This window comes from Pantoea sp. A4 (assembly GCF_000295955.2).
In the GTDB taxonomy this organism is placed as follows: domain Bacteria; phylum Pseudomonadota; class Gammaproteobacteria; order Enterobacterales; family Enterobacteriaceae; genus Pantoea; species Pantoea multigeneris.
Genome location: NZ_ALXE01000046.1, coordinates 40,107 through 63,312, shown reverse-complemented (window position 1 = coordinate 63,312; position 23,206 = coordinate 40,107). Strand labels below are relative to the sequence as shown.

General features: G+C 53.5%; 21 protein-coding genes. 11 read left to right on the top strand and 10 right to left on the bottom strand.

Annotated features, from left to right (window positions below; all coding sequences use genetic code 11):
- The first annotated feature begins 432 nt into the window (after positions 1–432).
- Positions 433–1,122 (top strand): MBL fold metallo-hydrolase, encoded by a 690-nt coding sequence (locus B880_RS0119385; protein ID WP_017349118.1) that lies wholly within the window; start codon positions 433–435, stop codon positions 1,120–1,122.
- Here B880_RS0119385 and B880_RS0119380 read toward each other — a convergent pair whose 3' ends face one another.
- The 3 genes from B880_RS0119380 to pdxR all read right to left on the bottom strand — a co-directional run bounded on the left by B880_RS0119380 (position 1,123) and on the right by pdxR (position 4,043).
- A complete protein-coding gene (locus B880_RS0119380) occupies positions 1,123–1,407 on the bottom strand; it encodes a hypothetical protein (RefSeq protein WP_017349117.1) in 285 nt (94 codons plus the stop codon).
- A 1-nt stretch (position 1,408) separates the two neighbouring features.
- Positions 1,409–2,377, bottom strand: a complete 969-nt coding sequence (locus B880_RS25265; RefSeq protein ID WP_017349116.1) for an Rpn family recombination-promoting nuclease/putative transposase — start codon at positions 2,375–2,377, stop codon at positions 1,409–1,411.
- A 154-nt stretch (positions 2,378–2,531) separates the two neighbouring features.
- Positions 2,532–4,043, bottom strand: a complete 1,512-nt coding sequence (pdxR, locus tag B880_RS0119370) for a MocR-like pyridoxine biosynthesis transcription factor PdxR (protein WP_017349115.1) — start codon at positions 4,041–4,043, stop codon at positions 2,532–2,534.
- 109 nt (positions 4,044–4,152) lie between these two features.
- Here pdxR and gabT point away from each other — a divergent pair, with 109 nt between their 5' ends.
- Entirely contained in the window at positions 4,153–5,439 is a 1,287-nt protein-coding gene (gene gabT / locus B880_RS0119365) for a 4-aminobutyrate--2-oxoglutarate transaminase (protein ID WP_017349114.1), read from the top strand.
- 94 nt (positions 5,440–5,533) lie between these two features.
- Positions 5,534–6,928: a GABA permease gene (gabP, locus tag B880_RS0119360; RefSeq protein WP_017349113.1), complete on the top strand. Its 1,395-nt coding sequence runs from the start codon at positions 5,534–5,536 to the stop codon at positions 6,926–6,928.
- 35 nt (positions 6,929–6,963) lie between these two features.
- Here gabP and B880_RS0119355 read toward each other — a convergent pair whose 3' ends face one another.
- The gene (locus tag B880_RS0119355) at positions 6,964–8,232 is read right to left on the bottom strand and encodes an OprD family outer membrane porin (RefSeq protein ID WP_017349112.1); all 1,269 of its coding nucleotides are present in this window, start codon (positions 8,230–8,232) and stop codon (positions 6,964–6,966) included.
- Positions 8,233–8,484: 252 nt separating this feature from the next.
- Here B880_RS0119355 and rluF point away from each other — a divergent pair, with 252 nt between their 5' ends.
- Positions 8,485–9,357, top strand: coding sequence for a 23S rRNA pseudouridine(2604) synthase RluF (gene rluF, locus B880_RS0119350; protein ID WP_017349111.1), 873 nt, complete (start codon positions 8,485–8,487; stop codon positions 9,355–9,357).
- 12 nt (positions 9,358–9,369) lie between these two features.
- Here the strand turns inward: rluF and ygbI are convergent, their stop codons facing one another.
- Positions 9,370–10,131: a DNA-binding transcriptional repressor YgbI gene (gene ygbI, locus B880_RS0119345; RefSeq protein ID WP_026042780.1), complete on the bottom strand. Its 762-nt coding sequence runs from the start codon at positions 10,129–10,131 to the stop codon at positions 9,370–9,372.
- A 258-nt stretch (positions 10,132–10,389) separates the two neighbouring features.
- Between ygbI and ltnD the strand changes: the two genes are divergently transcribed.
- From ltnD to B880_RS0119320, 5 genes are all read left to right on the top strand, one after another.
- Positions 10,390–11,295: an L-threonate dehydrogenase gene (gene ltnD, locus B880_RS0119340; RefSeq protein ID WP_026042779.1), complete on the top strand. Its 906-nt coding sequence runs from the start codon at positions 10,390–10,392 to the stop codon at positions 11,293–11,295.
- Complete coding sequence (gene otnK, locus B880_RS0119335; protein WP_017349108.1) at positions 11,292–12,557, top strand: 3-oxo-tetronate kinase; 1,266 nt, start codon at positions 11,292–11,294, stop codon at positions 12,555–12,557. The genes ltnD and otnK overlap by 4 nt, the downstream gene beginning before the upstream one ends.
- Entirely contained in the window at positions 12,554–13,180 is a 627-nt protein-coding gene (otnC, locus tag B880_RS0119330) for a 3-oxo-tetronate 4-phosphate decarboxylase (RefSeq protein ID WP_017349107.1), read from the top strand. Before otnK ends, otnC begins: the two co-directional genes overlap by 4 nt.
- Positions 13,180–13,965 carry an HPr family phosphocarrier protein gene (locus tag B880_RS0119325; protein WP_017349106.1) on the top strand — a complete coding sequence of 262 codons (786 nt, stop codon included), beginning with the start codon at positions 13,180–13,182 and terminating at the stop codon, positions 13,963–13,965. The genes otnC and B880_RS0119325 overlap by 1 nt, the downstream gene beginning before the upstream one ends.
- Before the next feature lie 115 nt (positions 13,966–14,080).
- The gene (locus B880_RS0119320) at positions 14,081–15,436 is read left to right on the top strand and encodes a GntP family transporter (protein WP_017349105.1); all 1,356 of its coding nucleotides are present in this window, start codon (positions 14,081–14,083) and stop codon (positions 15,434–15,436) included.
- A gap of 37 nt (positions 15,437–15,473) precedes the next feature.
- On the opposite strand, the gene B880_RS0119315 is transcribed toward B880_RS0119320, so the two are convergent.
- From B880_RS0119315 to B880_RS0119300, 4 genes are all read right to left on the bottom strand, one after another.
- Positions 15,474–17,096: a gamma-glutamyltransferase family protein gene (locus B880_RS0119315; protein ID WP_017349104.1), complete on the bottom strand. Its 1,623-nt coding sequence runs from the start codon at positions 17,094–17,096 to the stop codon at positions 15,474–15,476.
- A gap of 118 nt (positions 17,097–17,214) precedes the next feature.
- Positions 17,215–18,087: an AEC family transporter gene (locus tag B880_RS0119310; protein ID WP_017349103.1), complete on the bottom strand. Its 873-nt coding sequence runs from the start codon at positions 18,085–18,087 to the stop codon at positions 17,215–17,217.
- Between the two features lie 78 nt (positions 18,088–18,165).
- Positions 18,166–19,620, bottom strand: a complete 1,455-nt coding sequence (locus B880_RS0119305; RefSeq protein ID WP_017349102.1) for a Sapep family Mn(2+)-dependent dipeptidase — start codon at positions 19,618–19,620, stop codon at positions 18,166–18,168.
- An 86-nt stretch (positions 19,621–19,706) separates the two neighbouring features.
- Positions 19,707–20,909 carry an alpha-hydroxy acid oxidase gene (locus tag B880_RS0119300; RefSeq protein WP_017349101.1) on the bottom strand — a complete coding sequence of 401 codons (1,203 nt, stop codon included), beginning with the start codon at positions 20,907–20,909 and terminating at the stop codon, positions 19,707–19,709.
- Positions 20,910–21,079: 170 nt separating this feature from the next.
- On the opposite strand from B880_RS0119300, the gene B880_RS0119295 reads away from it, so the two are divergent.
- Complete coding sequence (locus B880_RS0119295; protein WP_017349100.1) at positions 21,080–21,388, top strand: hypothetical protein; 309 nt, start codon at positions 21,080–21,082, stop codon at positions 21,386–21,388.
- Positions 21,389–21,410: 22 nt separating this feature from the next.
- On the opposite strand, the gene B880_RS0119290 is transcribed toward B880_RS0119295, so the two are convergent.
- Positions 21,411–22,070 (bottom strand): DUF1345 domain-containing protein, encoded by a 660-nt coding sequence (locus B880_RS0119290; RefSeq protein ID WP_017349099.1) that lies wholly within the window; start codon positions 22,068–22,070, stop codon positions 21,411–21,413.
- 209 nt (positions 22,071–22,279) lie between these two features.
- Between B880_RS0119290 and B880_RS0119285 the strand changes: the two genes are divergently transcribed.
- Entirely contained in the window at positions 22,280–23,173 is an 894-nt protein-coding gene (locus tag B880_RS0119285; RefSeq protein WP_017349098.1) for a LysR family transcriptional regulator, read from the top strand.
- Positions 23,174–23,206 lie beyond the last annotated feature (33 nt).

The window sequence follows — 23,206 nt, the reverse complement described above, 5'->3', positions numbered from 1 at the left end:
AATTGTCATGACAATTACAGCAGAGTGGCTAAATAAACATCGATCCTTCCATAACAAAAACAATTAATTTCATTGGTTTTTTTAATTTTCATTGCTGATATTTTTTTGATTAAAATCAGGGTGTTGTGTTTAAATTAATAGCAATAACATAAATTTTTCATTAATTTTGATAATCTAACCTCATGAGTTTGATGTTTATCTGAACAAGATGATACCGTTTAAAGGGTTCTCCTCGGGTGCGAAGAACGGTGCTCAACGACAAGATGATAAAGCGGAGATGTGATATCTTCCCAGCCGCAGGGTAAAGCCTGCCGTTGTCAAACAGCGGCCTGCTAGCAGACATGGGTGAACAGTAAATTGGGCACGCCACAGCATAACTGCCTGTATGTGAGACATGCAGGTGATGAATTCTAAGAAAACAGGGAATCTATAATGACAGCCAGTGAGGATGCAGGAATCCAGGTCATCACGATAAAAGTGGCTCAGGGGAAATTTATTAACAACTGCTATCTGGTGATTAATTGTGCTAACCGGGCTGCGGTTATTATCGATCCTGCGTGGCAGTTAGACAAAATCCAACAGATTATGCAGCAGTGCCAGGTTGATTTGCAGGGGATTCTGGTGACTCACGCCCATGACGATCACATTAATCTGGCGCAGCCATTAGCGGATAGATACCACTGCCCAATTTGGCTCTCTCAGCAGGAAGCCGAACATTCGGGTTATTACGCCGAGCAGCTACAGCTTTTCAACGAGCAGGTGCTTGAAATCGGCGGCATGGCAATTCAAACGATCATCACCCCTGGTCACACGCCCGGCAGTAGCTGTTTTCAGATAGGTCACAACGTTTTCACTGGTGATACCCTGTTTGCCGAAGGGGTGGGGCTCTGCCCGGATCGGGAAGCGGCCACAACGTTGTTCAATAGCGTGCAACAACTCAAGCAGAGACTGGCTGCTGATGCGCTGATTTATCCTGGCCATACCTTTGTTAAGACACCAGGTCAGCGCATGGATCATTTGTATAAGATGAATATTTATCTGGCGCTGGATGAATGCGAAACCTTTGTGAATTTCCGCATGCGGCCCAATCAAGATAAATCCCGCTGGATGGCGTTTAGTTGATTACCGATCGTGCGCGGCCTGCGTACGATCGGCCACCATCCCCGCCAGACTGCGAGAATCAATACCCGTTAACCGAATGATACGGTCTTGCTCCTCACCTTCATCCAGCATTTTTTGGGCAATAGCCAGCATCAGATTCTGACTGCCGATTCGTTCACCTTTCATCAGGCCTAATTGTTCACCCTTCACCAGGCCTAATTGTTCACCTTTCACCAGACCTAATTCTTCACCCTTCATCAGGCCTAATTTCTCACCTTTGGCAATTAACTGCTCCGCTAATGTCATCTCAATGACCTTGATCAGTTGACAGACCAGCAGTCATCATTTCAGCCAGCCGGCACGAAGCAATACCCGTCAATCGAATAATACGGTCTTGCTCCTCACCTTCATCCAGCATTTTTTGGGCAATAGCGATCATGAGGTTCTCACTACCGATTCGTTCACCTTTCACCAGACCTAATTGTTCGCCTTTCACCAGGCCTAATTTCTCACCTTTGGCAATTAACTGCTCCGCTAATGTCATTAATGTCTCCTTCCGTTGTGGCAGTTTTTCTGCCAACGTTGCTAATACCGCATCGACGTCTTCGATACTGCTGGTGCTCAGCATGTACTGAATTAATCGACGAAAATGCGTAGCGGTGATGTGGTGGCGTTGCAAAATAGCGACAAAGTCATCCATTACCTGCATTAAATCCCGCTGTTGAACGTGTTTATGCAGAAACGTCAGTGCCGCCATTTTGCGCTGCGTCGCGATTTCCGCATCGGGCATTGTCGTTACATCGACCAGCGGAAAATCACGGTTATAGACTTTGGATGCCAGTTCCGGGTCCTCAAAACCGTCTAACCAGCGGTTCGTATAAGGGTACGGAGTACGTTTACCTGCGTAATAGAGAACAGGCACGACCAGCGGTAAACGGGTATTTCCGGCATCCAGGTGGCGTTGCATCACGGCCACTGCGTAACGCATTAATCTGAATGCCATATGCGGATCGGCAGTACTTTGATGTTCGATCAGCACATACACATATCCCATGCCGTATTGGGTGTTGAGGCTATACAAAACATCACTATTGCAAGCACGCAGGTTCTCTTCGATAAATGAACCTGATTCCAGTTTAAGGCTGTCTAACTGGCAAATTTTAAGAAACTCTGATGGCAGGTGTAGTTGAATAAAATCCCTGGCAATTTTGTCGCAGGAGAGTAGCTGCCGGAATATGGCATCATGCGGCGTTGAAGTAGTGGCGGGCGTATACATTTCTCTGCTCCTTGAGTGGACCAGCGAAAAGTAACACACGAATTTACTGGAATCATTTGGAATCTACAGGAAAGTCAATAACCAAGTCAAGTCTTGATTTTCGGCTTTCCTGTTTCATCAGGGTGTGGCGTCAAGTTTGGCGTGAATGCTGAATCTAGCGTGCAAAAACGGAAGTATTGCGTGGACGGATACCCGCATCCGCCAGGCAGGCTTTGAGAATACCAAAGGCGTCCTGGCACTGACGCTCATCGACACAGGCATAACCCATAAGCAGGCCGCGTCTTGACTGTGGCAGCATGTAGTATTGCGACAGTGCACGGACTTTAACCCCCCGCCGCAGTGCCGATGCGGCAATAGCCACATCATCGCAGCCGTCAGGCAGGTTCATCACCAGATGCAACCCGGCATCATGGTTAACCACCGGCAAAAATTCGGGTCCCAGATAGCGTTCAATCAATCCGTACAGAAAGCGTCTCCGCTGGCTGTACAGCAGTCGCATACGGCGAATATGCTCACTAAAGTGCCCAGCCTGGATAAACTCGGCCAGCGCGCGTTGTATTAACAGATGCCCACCGCGATAGAGCTCAGCCGCTGCAATCCGCATCGGTTCGACCAGATTCCTGGGGACCACCATGTAACCAATGCGCAGCGCGGGGTAGAGCGTCTTACTGAAGGTTCCCATGTAAATCACCGGCGCATCGGGTTCCAGGCCTTGCAGTGAAGGGTGAGGGTGACCGGAAAAACGGAACTCACTGTCATAATCATCTTCCACTACCAGGCTGTTATGGCGACGCGCCAGGGCCAGCAACTGCTGCCGCCTTTCAAGGCTCAGGTGGACACCGAGAGGATATTGATGTGACGGTGTCACAAATATCAGTTTTGGCGCTTTTGTCCGGGGTGGTAAATCAGCGATTAAGCCTTGCTCATCCACCGGAACGGCACGAATTTTCAACCCGTTGATGCGCAACAGGTTACGGGTTCCCCAATATCCCGGCTCTTCAATCCAGGCAGTATCTCCCTGATCGCTTAATACCCGTGAAATCAGGTCCACCGCCTGATGTATGCCTTCAGTGATGATGATTTGTTCGGCATCAGCGCGTACCGAGCGCGCAACACGTAAATAACCCGCCAGGGCATGGCGCAGGTCAGGGCAACCACCACCGCTGCTGTAAATCAGGCGATGGACATCCGGTTCACGGCTTAATCGCGCCTGAATCTGACTAAACAACTTGTGAGGAAACGCAGCCACATCCGGCGCTCCGGGAACAAACGCGCCCCATTGGTAGGGTGAGGCTGTGGCATGGCCCAGTAACGTTGCACCGCGGCGCGAAATCGTCGCCTGCTTGCTGGGTAACGTTTGCGTATCTTGAGGGGCTAATGGGCTTTGTAAGCACCCCTCTGGCAGCGCTTCGGCGATCCAGGTTCCGCTACCGGTACGTGCAATCACATAGCCTTGCGCCATTAAATTTTCATAAACGTTAATCACGGTATTGCGCGAAACTTTTAATTCACGTGCCAGTTCACGCGAAGCAGGAAGCCTGCTGCTGCGCGGAAAAATCCCTTCGATAATCGCGGATTGCATGCAGGTCAGCAGGCGCTGTTGCAGCGATCCTTCGGTTAAAAACTGTAAACGTTCTAAAACATGATCGGCGTAGAGAGTACGCAATTGGCTCCATCCTTCTGTACTGAATTGGCTCTGGCAAGTCACCTGGCCCCACGGCTAAATAACCGTGTTTACTGTGATTTGTAAAGACGCATCTGACTGAGGAAAGGGTATGAACGGAAAAAACGCGCAGCTACAACAACGTAAAAATGCAGCATTACCACGCGGCACTGGCAATCTTTGCCAGTGGTATGTGGAACGTGCTGAAAATGCAACGCTGTGGGATATCGAAGGGCGTCAATGGACTGATTTTGCCGGTGGGATTGCCGTATTAAATACCGGGCATCGCCATCCACGCATCGAAAAAGCAGTTGCAGAACAGCTCGCAAAATTTACCCACACGGCGTTCCAGGTCACTCCCTACGAGAGCTATGTGGCATTGGCTGAACGCATCAATGCCCGCGTACCGGTGGCCGGAACGGCCAAAACCGCCTTTTTCTCCACGGGTGCAGAAGCGGTAGAAAATGCTGTGAAAATTGCCCGTGCCGCCACGCGTCGCCACGGCATCATTACCTTCGGCAACGCTTTCCATGGCCGTACGTTCATGACGATGGCGATGACCGGCAAAGTCGCACCTTATAAACGCGATTTTGGTCCGATGCCGGCCTCTGTGTGGCATGCCCGTTATCCGAATGCGCTGCAAGGTATCAGCATTGATGATGCGCTCAACAGCTTACAGGACCTCTTTACCCAGGATATCGCCCCGCAAGATGTGGCCGCGATTGTGCTTGAGCCGGTTCAGGGGGAAGGTGGCTTCCATGTTGCACCGGTTGAGTTCTTTAATCGTCTGCGTGCGCTGGCCGATCAGCACGGCATTCTGTTGATTGCTGATGAAGTGCAAAGTGGTTTTGCTCGTACAGGCAAACTGTTTGCTATGGAACACTACCCGGTAAAAGTTGACCTGATCACCATGGCAAAAAGCCTGGCGGGGGGAATGCCGCTTTCAGCAGTAGCTGGACGTGCTGAGGTGATGGATGCGCCAGGCCCTGGTGGTTTGGGTGGCACCTACGCCGGTAACCCATTGGCGATTGCTGCCGCTCACGCGGTGTTGGATGTGATCGACGAAGAGCAGTTATGCCAGCGTGCGGTGCAATTAGGGGAGCAACTCACTGGTTTTCTGCACCATGCCAGTGAAAAGTACGCAGCCATCACTGATGTACGTGCACTGGGCTCAATGATTGCAGTGGAGTTCACCGAAGCCGCGCTCGCCACCGCCATTCAGCAAGAGGCGATGGAGCAGGGGCTACTGCTGCTGACCTGCGGGCCAAAAGGAAACGTGATTCGTTTCCTCTATCCGCTCACCATTCCTCAGGCACAGTTTGATCAGGCGCTGGAAATTCTGGCTCAGGTCATGGAAACCTGCGTGGCAAATCCACAGGTTGGCACTGTTTCTGCATAACACCCCGGCCCGCATGGTGCGGGCCAATTCCTCCTCTTCTGTGAAGACCAGGTGGCCAGCAGTACCGGCTAAGCATTGATGACAAGGAAAACAGATGACAACACATAAAGAGCGTGATGCGCTGGCCCAGAGCCTGAAACCACGCCATGTACGTATGCTTTCAATCGGCGGTGTTATTGGGGCCGGACTCTTTGTGGGTTCCGGGCATGCGATTGCGGAAGCCGGGCCTGCGGTACTCCTCGCCTACATCGCAGCGGGTGCGCTGGTCGTGCTGATTATGCGTATGCTGGCTGAGATGGCCGTGGCCTCACCGGATTCCGGTTCTTTCTCCACCTACGCAGAGAAGTCTCTGGGGCGTTGGGCAGGTTTTACGATAGGTTGGCTTTACTGGTGGTTCTGGGTATTGGTGATTCCACTTGAGGCGAATGCCGCTGGCACCATTCTTCATGCCTGGATCCCGCAAGTGGCAATCTGGCAGTTCACTTTACTCATTACCCTGTTTTTAACTATCAGTAATTTATTCAGCGTGAAGAACTACGGTGAATTCGAGTTCTGGCTGGCCATCGTCAAAGTCGTGGCCATCGTGGCCTTTATTTGTACTGCAGGGTTGGCCGTATTTGGCTTTATTCCGGGCAGTTCAACCAGCGGCGTTTCGCATTTGTTTGATACCCAAGGCTTTATGCCGAACGGTATTGGCGCTGTAGTGGCAGCTATTCTCACTACTATGTTCTCGTTTATGGGGACCGAAATTGTCACTATCGCAGCAGCAGAGTCAAAAAATCCGGGTGCACAGATTATTAAAGCGACCAACTCGGTGATTTGGCGTATTGCGCTGTTCTACCTGCTGTCGATTTTCCTCGTCGTGTCATTAGTACCGTGGAATTCGCCTTCACTGATCAAAGTCGGTTCATATCAAACCGCGCTGCAGCTGATGAACATCCCATATGCGCGTCAGATTGTTGACCTGGTGGTGTTAACGGCGGTGTGCAGTTGCCTGAACTCGGCCCTTTACACGTCATCGCGTATGCTTTACTCACTGGCGAAACGTGAAGATGCGCCTGCTGCGGCCGCACGTACCAGTCGTAGTGGTACCCCGTGGGTTGCCGTTCTGCTCTCTACAGCAGCGGCGTTCCTTGCCGTCATCGCTAACTACCTTGCGCCGGACGCAGTCTTCAATTTCTTACTGGCCAGCTCAGGGGCAATTGCACTGCTGGTGTATCTGGTGATTGCCATTTCTCACCTGGTACTGCGTAAGAAACGCGAAGCGGCGGGTGAAAAGATGGCGTTCCGTATGTGGCTGTTCCCTGGCCTGACGTGGGTCACAATTGCCTTTATTATCGGCGTGTTAGGGATCATGCTGTTTAATCCCGTACACCGGGTTGAGGTGCTGGCTACCGGGCTGTTAACGTTGATTGTGGTGGCGTTGAGTCGGGTGGTACATCGCAAGAAACAAGGGCAGCAGGATCGCGCGGCGGTTCGTAGCCACTGAGTGTGATAACGCGCCCCGATGGGGCGCGTTTTTTATCAGAAGTTGTATTGCAAGGTCACACGGTTCTGCCAGAAGCTGCTATCCGACGTCGACACGGTCTGCACGCCAAACTGATCGGTCAGGCTCAACCCTTTCAACACGCCATCAAAGCTGTACGTCCCGTACACCAGATACTCTGACTGATTGCTGCTGCTTGCGCCTGCGCTGGCAGTCAGATCCATGAACGAGTACTGCGCACCCAGAGAGAGGGTTTCGCTGGTGGTCCAGTTCAGGTTAGTGGAGTAGGCGTTGCCGCTGCCCAGGTCCTGGGTGCTGGTGAAGAATGGCTGAGCAAAGTACGGACCTGAAGAAATATTGTGCGCATAAGGGGTAACCAACGCGCCATTGCCGTAGGCATTGCTGTTTGCTGCGATATGGTCATAGTTCAGTGACCACTGGACGGCAGGCGACAGGTTCATGCTGAACTGCGCGCCGTAGCTGGTGCTGTTGACTTCACCGGCCAGGGCTTTGCCATCACTCACACCGCGAATGAACTGCACACCGATTTTAGGTTGCGCAGCGTTATCGGTCCATGACAGGAAGCTGTCAGCATAACCAATGCGGGTATAGTCGGTATAGGTTTCAGACCACAGCTGTCCGGTCAGCTTTTTATTATCCAATTGCACCGCACGACCTGCACCCAATGCCCACATGCCATTGGTTCTTTCATCGCCATAGGCGGTTGTGCGCAGGAACTGATCGTCACCCCATGGTTTATAGCGTGTGACTTTGGTGGCGTGCAGGAAGTTCTCTGCGTCACCGTAGTTGGCATCTACACCACGGAACAGGCTCGGGGTGATACGCCAGTCATAATCACCGACGAAAGGCAGGTTAAGATGTTGATCGCCAGCGGTAATGCGGAAATTCTGATAGTGCCAGCTCAGGTAAGCTTCGCCTACACCGGTCTCATTATCAGCCAGTTCGCTGACCAGGTGATCCTGGTTATGGGCGATACCGCGCTGGAAGATGCCACTCACACCAAGGCTAAATCCTTCATATTTAGCGGTAGAGTATTTGACGCTGCCACCGTAGCTGATGGTGTCCTGGCTCACGCCATGTGAGAAGTAGGCATTGTGCGTGGAGTAGTAAAGAGAACGCAGGCTGCCATGTACCGAGCCGCAGCTGAACATTTCAGTCAGTGAATCGACTGAATCGGCGTTGCAAGCTGCAGAAGAAGAGAAAGTCGCCGCCTGAGCCTGACCCAGTAAACACGCTTGAGAAATCACCCCTGCCAGCAACGTCAATGCGACGTTAAATTTTTTCATTTTCATTCCAGTCTTGCTTGGTGTTAAAAGCCTGTCTTAACAGACAGGAAAAATGCCCGGCGGAGCCAAGTGCAGAAATGCAATCGATTGCTTCACGCCTGAAGTTGGGCGGGGGGATAATAGTTATTTTCGCCCGCCAGTCAATAATTACGACCGGTACGGTTTTATTGGCGTGATGTCGTGTCTGCGACGTTAAAAAAGCGTTTTCGCCACATAATATTGCTGTATAGTCCGTTTTTTTTCGGAGGAATCATGCTGACTAACTCATCCATACGCCTGAACAAATATATCAGTGAGAGCGGTATCTGCTCACGTCGCGATGCCGATCGCTACATCGAACAAGGCAACGTATTTATTAACGGTAAACGTGCGACGGTCGGCGCGCAGGTGTTCGCTGGGGATGAGGTAAAAGTTAACGGTCAGCTGATTGAACCGCGCGATGAAGAAGATCTGGTCCTGATTGCTCTGAACAAGCCGGTGGGTATCATCACCACCATGGAAGAGGGCGAACGCGATAATATCAGTGACTTCGTGAATCACAGCAAACGCGTGTTCCCGATTGGCCGTCTGGATAAAGATTCGCAAGGGCTGATTTTCCTGACTAACCATGGCGATCTGGTGAATAAGATCCTGCGGGCCGGTAATAACCATGAAAAAGAGTACGTGGTCACGGTCGATAAGCCGATCACGCAGGAATTTATTCTGGGGATGGGCGCAGGCGTTCCTATGCTCGGGACAGTGACGAAAAAATGTAAGGTCAAGATGGAGTCGACCTTTGTTTTCCGCATCACCCTGGTACAGGGACTGAACCGTCAGATCCGTCGTATGACCAAGCATTTCGGCTATGAAGTGACCAGGCTGGAACGTACGCGCATCATGAACGTCAGCCTGAAAGGGATCCCGTTGGGCGAATGGCGTGATTTGACCGACGATGAGCTTATCGATCTGTTCAAACTGCTGGAAAGCTCCACCTCTGAAGATAAGCCGAAAAAGAAGACCCCAGCCAAAAGTGCGCCAGCGAAGAAACCGGCGGTAAAAAGCCCGGCTCAGGCAGATAAACCGGCTGCAAACGCAGGCAATCGTAAGCGTTTCACCCAACCTGGCCGTAAGAAGAAGGGACGTTAACCCGGTGGCGGGCTACTCCGCTAGCACCAGTTCCCATTTGCCTTTGCTTAAGGCGGTCTGCGCTGCGCCACTCAGACCGCTGTCCGTCACGATGGTGTCAAAGCTGTTTAGCGGTAGCGCCAGATAGGTCGCAATCTTGTTGTATTTCGAACTGTCGCTCAGTAAGACCCGCTTGCTGCTGACCTCACAGACGGTCTGTTTGACCGTCACTTTATCTTCATCGGGCGTAAACAGCCCGCGTGGACCCCAGCAGGAGGCGGAGATAAAGGCGATATCGATGGCCAGGTTACGTAAGCTGCGCGCGGTGCTCTCTCCTACGCAAGAACGGTTTTCACGGCACACCGTGCCGCCAGTGTGGATCACACGGCAGCGACTCTGCTCCATCAGTAGATTGACCACCATAAAGTCATTGGTCACCACCAATACATCCTCACGCTCCAGCAACTCGCGGGCCAGCGCCAGCGTGGTAGTCCCGGCATCAATATAGATGCAACTGTTGAGCGGGATATATTGCGCCGCGTAACGACCAATCGCATCTTTCTCCGCGTTATACAGCGACGTCTTTGCCAGATGTGAAGGCTCGCTGGCTAGCCGGTCGGCAGAACGTACGCCTCCCGATACCGAAAGCAATGAACCTTGCTCCTCCAGTTTTTGTACATCGCGTCTGATGGTCATATGCGAGACGCCGAGGCGATCGGTGAGTTCAGCAAAGCTCACTACACCACGCTCTGCCACCATGGCTAATATCTGTTGATGTCGTTCGACTGGAATCACGTATGCCTCTGCGCGCGTTATCAATTTTTCACATTGTAAAACAATCTTGCGCATACGCGTACAGAAAAAAGGGCCTTGTCAGAGATGAAATCGGCCGAAATGCCCGGTGAGACAGGCGGTGACGTGAAATGTGAATTTTTGTTATGTGTGTTCTTTTGTGTGAAAACTGTGATACCTGGCACATTTCGGCTGCGGATAAGCTGGCAGGATTAACAGTATCGAACAAATAATCACTTAATTTAACAGCGGAGGCCGACAGTGCCACTCTCAAATGTCTGTGTTATCGGTTTAGGTTCTATGGGAATGGGGGCTGCAACCTCTTGTATTCGCGCAGGTTTAAACACCTGGGGTGTAGACCTGAACCCGGTAGCGCTGGAAGCACTGCGTCAGGCTGGCGCGCGTGATGCGCAAACCTCAGCAGACAGCTTCGTTGATCAGTTGGATGCGGTGCTGCTGCTGGTGGTTAACGCCGCTCAGGTAAAAGGCATCCTGTTTGGTGACAACGGGTTAGCAGCGAAATTAAAGCCAGGCACGGTCGTGATGGTTTCTTCCACCATTTCCGCTCAGGATGCGCAGCAGATTGAACAGCAGCTGGCACAGCATCAGCTGCTGATGCTGGATGCCCCGGTTTCTGGTGGTGCGGCAAAAGCAGCAACCGGCGATATGACAGTGATGGCTTCCGGTAGTGATGCGGCCTTTGAACGCCTTCAGCCGGTGTTGGATGCGGTGGCGGCAAAAGTTTATCGCGTAGGAAGCGACATTGGCCTTGGCTCCACGGTAAAAATTATTCACCAACTGCTGGCAGGCGTGCATATTGCCGTGGGTGCCGAAGCGATGGCCCTCGCCGCGCGTGCTGGCATTCCGCTGGACACTATGTATGACGTGGTCACAAACGCCGCAGGTAACTCATGGATGTTTGAGAACCGTATGCGTCATGTGGTTGATGGCGATTACAGCCCGAAATCAGCGGTTGATATCTTTGTGAAAGACCTGAACCTGGTCGCGGAAACGGCGAAATCGCTGCATTTCCCGCTGCCACTGGCGTCTACCGCACTCAACATGTTTACCGAGGCCAGCAATGCCGGCCACGGCCGTGAAGATGACAGCGCTGTGATTAAGATTTTCAGCGGGATTACTTTGCCACAAGGCAAGGAGTCAGCATGACACGCTTAGGAGTCATTGCCGACGACTTTACCGGCGCGACCGACATCGCCAGCTTCCTGGTGCAAAACGGGCTATCCACCATCCAGTTCAACGGTGTGCCGCAGCAGCATGACACCCTGACGGCGGAAGCTATCGTCATTAGCCTGAAGTCGCGTTCTAATCCGGTCAATGAAGCGGTGGAGCAGTCGCTGGCAGCCTTACGTTGGTTGCAGGCACAAGGCTGTGACCGTTTTTACTTCAAATACTGCTCTACTTTCGACAGCACTGAAAAAGGCAACATTGGCCCGGTAACCGATGCGTTATTAGCGGAGCTGGGCGAGACGCAAACGGTGATCTGTCCGGCGTTGCCGGTGAATGGCCGTACTGTTTATCTCGGTCATCTGTTTGTCGGTGAACAGCTGCTGTCTGATTCGGGTATGCGTCACCACCCCGTGACGCCAATGACCGACAGCAACTTGCTGCGATTGATGGAGCGTCAGTCACAGGGTAAAGCCGGATTGATCGCGGCTCCGATCCTGGATCAAGGCGTGGAAGCCGTCCGCACCAGGCTTGCCGAGTTGAAAGCGCAGGGGATTAACTATGTCGCGCTGGATACGCTGAACGAACAGCACCTGTTGGTTCAGGGGGAAGCCCTGCGTGATATGCGCCTGGTTACGGGAGGATCGGGTCTGGCGATTGGTCTGGCGCGTCAATGGGCGCAACCTGGCAGCAATAGCCGGGCTGCTGAGAATGCTGGCCGTCCACAGGGTGCCCGCGCCGTGGTCATCTCTGGGTCTTGCTCCCAGATGACCAACAAACAGGTTAATGCCTATCGTCAACAGGCACCCGCTCATGAAGTGGATGTGGTGCGCTGCCTGGAGAATGCCTCCGCGTATGCTCAGGAACTGTGTGACTGGGTGGTTGCCAACAGCGACCAATCGTTGGCCCCGTTGTTGTTCGCTACCGCAGATGCCCAGCAATTGCAGCTGATCCAGCAGCAATACGGAGCCGAGCGTAGTAGTCATGCAGTTGAACAGTTATTTGCTGCAGTGACCCGCGAGTTGCAGGCAAGAGGCTGGCAGCGCTTTATCGTCGCCGGGGGAGAAACCTCTGGGGTGGTGGCGCAGAGTCTGGGCGTCACCGCTTTCCACATCGGCCCGACCATCTCTCCTGGGGTTCCCTGGGTGCGTGATATTCACCAGCCGCTGTCGCTGGCATTGAAATCGGGCAATTTTGGCGATGAGCAATTCTTCCGCCGCGCACAAACGGAGTTTTCACAGTGACCGAACAACAAGCTCGTCTGGAAATGGTGAAGCTCGGTGCCTCATTTTTTGATCGCGGCTATGCCACCGGCTCGGCAGGAAATCTGTCGCTGTTGCTGGAAGATGGCAATCTGTTAGCGACGCCAACCGGGTCTTGTCTTGGTGAGCTGGAAGCCGATCGCCTGTCCAAAGTGACACTACAGGGCGAATGGATTTCCGGCGATAAACCCTCGAAAGAGATCGCCTTTCACCGTGCGCTGTATCTGAACAATCCAGAATGCAAAGCGGTGGTGCATCTGCACAGCCACTATCTGACGGCGCTCTCCTGCCTGGAAGGGCTGGACACTGAAAACTGCATTCGTCCGTTTACCCCTTACGTGGTGATGCGCGTAGGCGATGTGCCTGTGGTGCCTTACTACAAGCCAGGTGATGACCGACTGGCGCAGGATCTGGCGCAGTTGGCCAGCCGCTACAGCGCCTTCTTGTTAGCGAATCATGGTCCGGTGGTCGTGGGTAAATCCCTGCGTGAAGCGGCCAACAATACGGAAGAGCTGGAGGAGACGGCGCGACTGATGTTCACCCTGGGTGACCGCGCGATTCGTTATCTCACCCCTGAAGAAGTTGCGGAATTAAGGAATTACTGATGCCAAAGTTTGCAGCCAATTTATCCATGATGTTCACGGAAGTGCCGTTTCTTGAACGTTTTGCCGCCGCAGCCGCAGCGGGTTTCACCGCGGTCGAATTTCTGTTTCCGTATGACTATCCCGCTACGCAGTTAAAACAGCTGCTGGATGACAATCAGCTGAAGCTGGTGCTGTTTAACACGGCACCGGGCAATGTTGCCGCTGGAGAGTGGGGGCTGGCGGCGACGCCTGGACGTGAAGCTGATGCCAGAGCGGATATCGATCGCGCCCTGGAATATGCGCTGGTATTAGGCGTACCGCAAGTTCACGTGATGGCTTCTGTGGTCCCCGAGGAGGCTTCGCGTGAGGCCTACGTAGAGACCTTTATCAGCAACATGCACTATGCGGCAGAACGCTTTGCACCGCATGGTATTGCACTGCTGCTTGAAGCGCTGAATCCGAAAACCAAACCGGGTTATCTCTATGCCAGCCAGTATCAGACGCTGGATATTGCCGCGCGTATCGACCGACCGAATGTGTTCACGCAGCTGGATCTGTTCCACGCCCAACTGGTGGATGGCAACCTCAGCCGTTTGATCCGCGATAACGCCGGTCGTTATCGCCACATCCAGATTGCCTCCGCGCCGGACCGTCACGAGCCTGATGAGGGCGAAATCAATTATCCATGGCTGTTTAAGCTGCTGGATGAAGTGGGCTACAGCGGCTGGATCGGCTGCGAATACATCCCACGCACCACCACGCTTGAGGGGCTCGGCTGGTTCCAGCCGTGGGCAAAAAAAGCCTGACCGAAAAGTGTGCTGATACCGGTGTTAACGCACCGGTCTGTTTGTAACCTCTGCCTACACCAGGGCGCTCTGTACCCGATTGATTATAAAACGATAACGATACCCGAGGTTTACCATGTCCACCGCGTTGCTATTAACCATCGCGACCGCCAGCATATTTATCCTGCTGTTGTTGGTCATTAAAGCAAAAGTCCATCCGTTTGTTTCGTTGTTAATTGTGAGTTTGTTAGTGGCCCTCGCCACTGGCATTCCGACTGATAAGATCATGGAAGTGATCATGAGTGGCATGGGTAATTTACTTGGCCATATCGCGATTATTATCGTGCTGGGGGCGATGCTGGGCGCAGTGATCGAAGCCTCCGGCGGCGCGGAATCACTGGCGCAGCGTTTCAGCAAGTCGCTGGGCATTAAGCGCACCATTGCGGCGCTGACGATGGCGGCATTTATTCTTGGCATTCCGGTGTTCTTTGAAGTGGGCTTTATCATCGTGATCCCACTGATTTACGGTTTCGCCAAAGTGGCACGCGTCTCGCCGATCAAGTTCGGTCTGCCAATGGCGGGCGTGATGCTGACGGTTCACGTGGCATTGCCGACGCACCCAGGGGCTGCCGCGGCCGCCGGGATCTTACATACCGATATGGGCTGGCTGATGCTGTTGGGCATTGCGGTATCGATTCCCGTGGGTGCTGTGGGTTACTACGTCGCTAAAGGAATGAACCGTCGTAATTATCAACTCTCGGTGGAAGTGCTGGAGAACCTGCAACTGGCGAAACCAGAAGGTGTGGTGGAGAAAGATCAGCCTAAACCACCGGGTGCGCTGACGATTGCTGGCCTGATCGTTATCCCGATTCTGTTGATTGTGCTGGGAACGGTTTCTCACTCGGTGTTAGCCGAAGACTCTGTACTGCGTAAAGTGATGACCGTCATTGGCACACCACCGATTGCTCTGCTGATTGCGCTGGCGCTGGCAGCATGGCTGTTGGGCGTGCGCCGTGGCTGGAGCAAAGACAAACTGGAAGATCTGACGGGTCGTGCGATCCCAGGTTCCGCCAGTGTGATTCTGGTTGCGGGTGCGGGCGGTGCCTTCGGTAAGGTGCTGGTGGAGTCTGGCGTGGGTAAAGCGCTGGCCGTCACGTTGGAAACGCTGCACCTGCCTCTGGTACCCGCTGCATTTATCCTCTCTCTGGCGCTGCGTGCTTCACAGGGGTCTGCAACGGTGGCCATTCTCACCACCAGCGGGCTGTTAACCTCAGCGGTGAGCGGTGTCAACGATATGGAGCGCGTGCTGGTGACGCTGGCGGCCTGTTTTGGTGGCCTCGGTCTGTCACATGTAAACGATGCTGGTTTCTGGGTAGTGACCCGTTACCTCGGCCTGTCTGTGGCCGATGGCCTGAAAACCTGGACCGTACTGACCACGATCATGGGCATTACCGGTTTTGCCCTGACCTGGCTACTGTGGGCGTTCCTCTAAGTGTTTTCCACGTCCCTGCCTGATGGCAGGGACGACGTTAAAATCCTACGGCCTGCCCGTCACGTCGGCTGTCACTGGCCGCAACATAGCCACGCTCAGGGTCCTGTGACAATCGCCAGATAAACTGCCCTGAACCAAAGTCCATGTAACTGTCATAGACTGACTTTAATTCATGTCCTTGTTGACGCAAGGCGTCTCCCACCGCAGGGTCAAACCCCTGTTCCAGATCGAGAGTGAAATCCCGATTAACCTTCCAGCGAGGGGCATCGCAGGCGGCCTGTGGTTGCTGTTGATAATCCAGCATTCGCACCAGGGTTTGCACATGACCCTGTGGTTGCATGTCTCCGCCCATCACCCCGAAGCTCATTTGTGGCTGTCCGTCCTTAAACAAAAAACCGGGGATAATGGTGTGGAAGGGGCGCTTCCCGGCGGCTAAAGCATTTGCGGATTTAGGATCGTTTGAGAAGCCCGCACCGCGATTCTGTAAGCTGATACCGTATTCCGGCACCACGACACCGGAGCCGAATCCCATGAAATTTGACTGGATAAAAGAGACCATCATGCCACTTTCATCCGCGGTGGTGAGGTAGACGGTTCCGCCGCTGGCAGGCATACCCGGTTGGGGCCGTGCAGCCTGATGTAAATTAATTTGCCTTGCTCGTCGGGCCAGATAGTCAGGTTCCAGCATTTGCTCGGGTGTGATGGCCATACTGCGTGGATCGGCGACGTAGCGATATAAGTCGGCAAAAGCGAGTTTCATCGCTTCGATTTGCAGATGCTGTGAGGCCGCACCATCCAGCGGCAGACTCCTGAGATCAAAGTGCTCCAGAATCCCTAGCGCCATCAGGGCTGCAATCCCCTGGCCGTTTGGCGGTAGCTCAAACAGGTCATAACCGCGATAGCGCTGACCGATCGGATTCACCCACTCCGGCTGATAACCCGCCAGATCTTCCAGCGTTATCTGTCCCCCGGTTTTTCTTGCCCAACTGACTATCGCTTCCGCTGCTTCTCCTTGATAAAAATCGCGGTAGCCACGATCGGCCAGAAGCCGCAGTGTTCTGGCAGCACCCGGCATCACAAACTTCTCGCCGGTACGCGGTGCGCGCCCATCAGGGAGAAATGTGTCCGCATAACCGGGTTGATCCGCCAGCAGTGGGGCGGCGGCCTGCCACTTTTGCGCCACCCGTGGGGCGATGGTGACTCCGCGTTCAGCGATTTCACAGGCAGTTTCCATTAGCCGGGAAAACGGCAACCGGCCAAAGCGATGATGCAGCGCACCCCAGGCTGCCACCGCACCGGGAACGGTGACGGTGTCCCAACCGCGCTGCGGCAATTTTGCCAGGGCCTGGCCATCTCTGCCGTAACGTTGTGCAAATCCTTCCAGCGACCAACTGGCTGGGGCGGGACCAGAACTGTTAAGACCATGCAGCTGCTTGCCATCCCAGACCATAGCAAAAGCATCGCTCCCCAGCCCGTTTGAGACGGGTTCAACCACCGTAAGCGTTGCGGCTGCGGCGATCGCGGCATCGACGGCGTTGCCGCCACTGAGCAGAGCGCGAGTCCCCGCCTGGGCCGCCAGAGGGTGAGAAGTCGCAACCACATTACGTGCGAATAACGGGGTACGTACGGAGGGATAGGGATTTTCCCAGTTGAATGCCATGCATGAATCTCCACATCAGTTGCCCGCACCGTTGTTCTGCGCAGGATTGCAGGCAGTAAAACGGCTTTACGCCTGAGCGGAAAACAAATAATTCTGCTGAGTTAATGCAAGATCAAGCTTAGGCCGCCAGCAGCCGGGCGCCAATAATCGCCAGCGAGTAAAGCGCAATCGCCACCAGGCTAATGCAGGTACCGCAAGTGATCATACTGGCAGAGCGCCCGGTGCCGAGGTAGTGGGTTTCCAGCACGATGATATTGGCGGCAGGCGGCAGCAGACAGAATAAATAGAGCACGGCGGCGTTATCGGTTATCAGCGCGAAATGACCGATGCGGGCGCAGACATAAAGCAGTGAAACAAGAACAAACACGGTAGCGGCACGTTGCAGAAAGGCTTTCAGTTCCACGCCGATATTGCCTCGGTTCAAGGGCGTTTTTGCCAGCCAGATACCCAGCACCGCCATACCGAGGAAACTCATCAGAAATTTGGCGAGCTGATAAATGCCGTCAACGTATTGGGTTATCCAAGGGCCAACAGGAATCAGAAGAATACCGATAGCCAGTGCAATGACGGGCGGCGTCTGGACGATTTTTTTCAGGCTAAAAGCATCACTGGCAAGCATGCTGGCACCCAGCGAATTACCGACTAAAGAGCTGCCAACATAGGCGGCAATAATAATCGCTGCGGCATCATTGCCAAACAGGGCGCTGGCAATCGGCAGGCCCAGCCAGCCAATATTGAGATAGGCAAAGCACATCGCTTTCACTGCATCACCCCAAAGCCAGCGGGCCAGCATCAGCATCAATACCATCGCCAGCGCGGTGACGACAATAATGCCTGCCATGCTCCTGAAATGGGTGGAGAGATTGTAGATAATGACCAACGGAATAATAAAACGCGTTAACAGCCAGGAGGCGGGAGTTTTTACATTCCAGTGGGTTTTACCGCAGAGCCAACCCAGCAGTAAATAGGCCAGGGGTAGTAGCATTGTCATTATGTTTACCTGAGTCCGTGGAGAGCGTCTTTATCCATATGCTCATCACTTCATCATACTTTCGCCATGAAATCTGCCTTATTTTTGCCGGTGATGGTGTAACCATGCATCCAGCCGAATTAATGCAATCACATAGTGAGGTAAAGCCTGCAACAGCGAGGGCAGATGCAGGGTTTCATCTGCCGCATGGGGGAAACCGTGGCCCGGCGGGAGAAAGTCAGGGGTGTTTTCAGCGGTTGGTTGATAACCGGGGCCAAAGGTTATCGCGCGGGGGAAAACTTTCGAGTAGGTCAAACCGCCCATGGCATAGCTGGGATCATCACGTCCGCTGAGCGCATTCCAGCTCTCTTGCAACAGTGAAATAACCGGATGGGTCGCGGGCAGATAAAACGGTGCGCTATCCTCCCATTGATCTTCCAGCGCCAGTTCAGAGCCTGCAATCTGCGTTTGTATCAGCGCGATAATCTCTTCACCTCGCCAGGTGACAGGGTAACGAACATCGCAGGTGATGCGTAACGTCTCTGAACCATCGCCTTGCCATAATCCGGCGTTAAGCGTCAGTTTACCTGAAGCCTCGTCTTCCAGACGGAGATTAAAACCGGCCCCGTGGGGGGAGGCAAACAGGCTGACGAGCTGCTGTGCCAACTGCTGTTCCCGCACGGGTAAATAATCCAGCAACAGTGGGGCGCTCAGCAGTCGTAGTGCGGCGTTGGTGGAACCCTCGGGCCATGCGGCATGCCCGCCACTCCCCTGGGCTCGTACAATATTATGTGACAATGTCACGTATTGGTGTCTGTTTTTTTGCTGAGCGACGAGTTTATTTATCCTTTCTTCGTCAACGATCAACTCCGCGTTGGCGGGAATTGAATTACTGGCGCTGCCTGCGCGTATGGCAGCCAGTTCGCCGGCATCTTCCAGCCGCAGGGTGAAGGTCAGCTGTCCTTTTTGCGCATGATTCACCGGAAAAAAGCCATCGGTGACCAGTGAATACTCGGGTATCGCCGCGTGCTGCTGATACCAGATAAGGTCAGCCATGTTGGTCTCTTCAGCCACGCCATAAATCAACCGCAGGTTATGATGCAGCGGGACGTTAAGGTCACGCAGTAACCGCAGCAGATACAGGTTCATCAGGGCCGGGCCTTTATTATCGCCAACACCGCGTCCCGTGAGGAAATCTCCGTGTTGCGTGAGCTGGAACGGCGGAAATGTCCAGTTATCGCCTGCGGGCACCACATCCAGATGGGCGATCAATCCAATCTCGTACTGCTGTTGGCCGTAAACCACGGTTCCGGCATAGCCCTGGTGGTTTTCAGTGCGAAAGCCAGCCGTTTGTGCCTGAGCTAAGACGTCCTGCAACAGTGCGGCACATGCCGGGCCGAACGGGGCACCAGGTCGGGACAAATCGGCGCGGCTGATGCTGGCATGAGCAATCCAACCGGCGAGATCGGCAATAAACTGTGGGCGATGCTGGTTGATCCACTGCTCAATCAGCGGCAGTAACGCCTTTTCAGATGGACTAAGCGCAGCAGGCATCGGTCATCTCCCCGAAAAACACGGATACCTGAAGCATAGTTGCTGACCTCACTGGCTGGGTGAAAGATAGATGACGATCTCAGGACTTAACGCAGCGGCACTAAAATATCCGGGCTGAGTTCACTCACGTTATTCAGCCCGTTGAGTGCAAGAGTGGTTTCCAGTTCACGGCGTAGTATGGAAAGCGCCTGCGTCACGCCAGCAGTACCGTCTGCCGACAAGCCGTACAGCGTTGCTCGCCCGGACAGGACAGCATCGGCACCCAGCGCGAGGGCGATTGCTATGTCGCTGCCGCGTCGAATGCCGCTATCAATAAAGATCGTCAGATCTTGCTGCACCGCCTGGCGGATTGCCGGTAGAACCTCCAAAGGTGAAACCACCTGATCAAGCTGTCTCCCGCCATGATTGGTGACCACAATGCCATCCACGCCTTTATCACGTGCGATAAGTGCATCTTCCGGGCGCAAAATGCCTTTCACCACCAGTTTTCCCGGCCAGAGGGTGCGGATGTACTCAATATCTTTCCAGCTTAAGCCTGGGTTTTTATGCTGATTGATCCACTGCGCCACATCCTGGAGGGTTTGTTTACCCGGTTCGAGGAACTCCAGCAGATTAATAAAATTGGGACGCTTGCGATTACGCAGCATGCGCACTCCCCATGTGGGGTGCAGCAGCATATCCAGTTTGCTTCTGAGAGAGAGGTTTTTTGGCGAGCTGTAATTTTTGCGATCCCAGCTGCGGTTGCCGGTAACCGGTAAATCCGTGGTCACCACCAGCGTTTCACTGCCACTTTCTCGCGCTCGTTCAATCAGCCGGGAGTAAATGTCTGGCGTGCCGTAGCAATAGAGCTGGAACCAGTGGCGCAATCCCGGTACTGCGGCGACATCGGCAATGGATGACATCGACACCGTGCTTTGCGTCATAGGCACGCCAGCCAGCGCAGCGCCTTCAGCGAGACGCACATCGCCATCGGGCCAGAACAGCCCGGCCAGGCCTGTAGGGGCGATCGCCAGCGGCAATTCCGTCTGCTTGCCGAACAGCGTTATCCGTGTATCGGGATGGGAGACATCACGTAACGTATAGGGAGCGAAGCGCTGCTGGCTGAATACGTCGAGATTGTGACGCAAAGTGATCTCGTCATCTGCGCCCCCGGCAATATATTCATAAACGAAATTGGGAAGCTGTTTCTGCGCCAGATGCTGTAAATCACTCAGGGTCGTGGCCTGGCGGATATCCGTGCCACTAAAGCGTTTGCGACGACGGTTAATTTCAAGGTATCGGTTATACATGCTGAATGTGATGTCGGGAATCAAGGCAGATACTTTAGCTGCGACCGTCCTGTCTTATTAAGATGAATAAGCGCAAAGGATATTCATTGAGCTGCATTGGGTTTTACCGCACGGTTTTTGCAGTAACTGCGCTACACTGTGGCGGTGGATCCCCCTGGAGTGAAAACGTAATGAACGACAAGAAAATGATTTCCATCGATCAGTTCACCCCCGATGAACGCCTGGTCGTTGAAGAGACGCTCAACGGGCTGGTGGAGAAATTCCGTCAACGCAGTGGCAAGGAGCCTGACGATAAGAAACGTAAAGAGTTGAGTGCCGAAGCAAGGCAACAGATCATGGCGGTGAAGCTGGCAAAAGAGAAAGCGGCCGCAGAGAAAAAGAACAAGCCGGTACGTAAGAAAAAGCCTGCCTCACTGGCGGCGAGTGAAGTCTCTGACTTTAGCTGGTCCGCTTCCATTAATAAGGGCCGCCGCCAGTAATCCTTTAAAACGGGCTGGCCGGTTAACTGAGCAAACTGGCCGCCACATTGACGGACAGCCCAAGGATCGCAAGATTAAAGACAAAAGAGACCACCGATTGCAGCAGGGTGATTCTGCGTATGTCACGAGTGCCTGTTGCCACATCAGCGGTTTGGGAAGCCACCGCAATGGTGAAAGCGTAATAGAGAAAGTCCCAGTAATTGGGATCTTGCGGGTTCTCCGGGAAGCGCAGCGGCACCACATTTTCACTGCGGTGCAGGTAATGATGGTGCGCGTAATGGATGGCAAAAGAGCTTGGCAGCAGCGTCCACGAAACGATTAACGTGGTAGCCGTCAGGATAATATGCAGCACGCGCGGCGTACCCGTTAATGATTTCAGCGATGAAAGCTCAAGTAATATCGCCAGCACGCTGACCAGGCAGGCCAGAATAATCACACTCAACACCAACGACGCGCTTTCATCCTGTACTCTGGCGATATGTTCAATATGCCCGGTTTTGGCATGGAGCATGCGAAACCACTGCGAAACCAGATACAACCACGCCAGAACGTTCCAGCCAATCAGCAACCTTTGCAAATAGCCCAGTTTGTCCGGCAGCAGCAGGAAACAGAGCATTCCAGCCATAATCGCCAGGATAAGCCAGAGGCGGGCGTGCAGATGTGTCCTTAACGAGGTGCGCATAAATCGATGCCATTGGAGATACCATCAATTAACTGTAGTGCCTCGTTTGGCAATCGGAAAATATCCTGTTTCCGCCTGTTTTTTGTCCTGTCGCTTTAGCGCACACATTCAACTATTGCGCAGTTGAGGCAAGTCCGTAAAATTTAAACCTAACAGACACCCATTCATGAATGTGCATTGGAGGGAACGTCTCCACAAGGAAATTGTCGATGCTCAAAGAAAACTTCAACGAACTGCAAATCTTTCTGGTAGTTGCAAGGGAACGAAGTTTTACCAAAGCAGCGGGCAAACTGGGCGTTTCGCAGTCTGCACTCAGCCATGCGATAAAGGCACTGGAGGAAAGGCTAAATATCCGACTTCTGACCCGTACAACCCGCAGCGTTGCGCCTACAGAAGCGGGGGAGAGAATTATTGCCTGTCTTGAACCTCGTATTGCCGATCTTGAGCAGGAGTTGGAATCACTACTTCAACTGGACGGGAGTGCCTCCGGCAATATCCGTTTATCGGTCGGGGAACATGCCGCGCGCAGTCTGGTATGGCCGAAGTTAAAACCCTTCCTCCGGCAATATCCGGAAATTAATCTCGAGCTGGTGGTTGATAACGGTTTTGTTGATATTGTTGAGGGGCGTTTTGATGCCGGGATCCGTCTGGGCGAAAGTGTGGAAAAGGATATGATTGCGGTGAGGATTGGACCGGAAATGCGCATGATAGTGGTGGGAGCGCCATCCTACTTTGCCGCTAACCCCGTACCCGAAACACCGCACGAGCTACAAAACCATCGGTGTATCAATATGCGCCTGCCGACTGCTGGTGGACTTTACCACTGGGAGTTTGAGAAGGAAGGGAAGCCTTTACGGGTCAGAGTGGAAGGGCAGGTGACGTTTAATCTGCAGGCGGAAAGGATCGATGCGGCGTTATCCGGTTTTGGCCTCGCCTGTATACCTGAAGACAGAGTGCAGGGTTATATCAAGTCAGGAGAGCTTATTCAGGTTCTACAAGACTGGTGTCCGCCTTTCCCCGGTTATTATCTTTACTACCCGAGCCGTAAGCAGCATCCGCCCGCTTTTGCGCTGATGATTGATGCTCTACGTTACCGGGAGTAACGGGGCCGCCATTTGTGGTGGACCCGTCCGGTT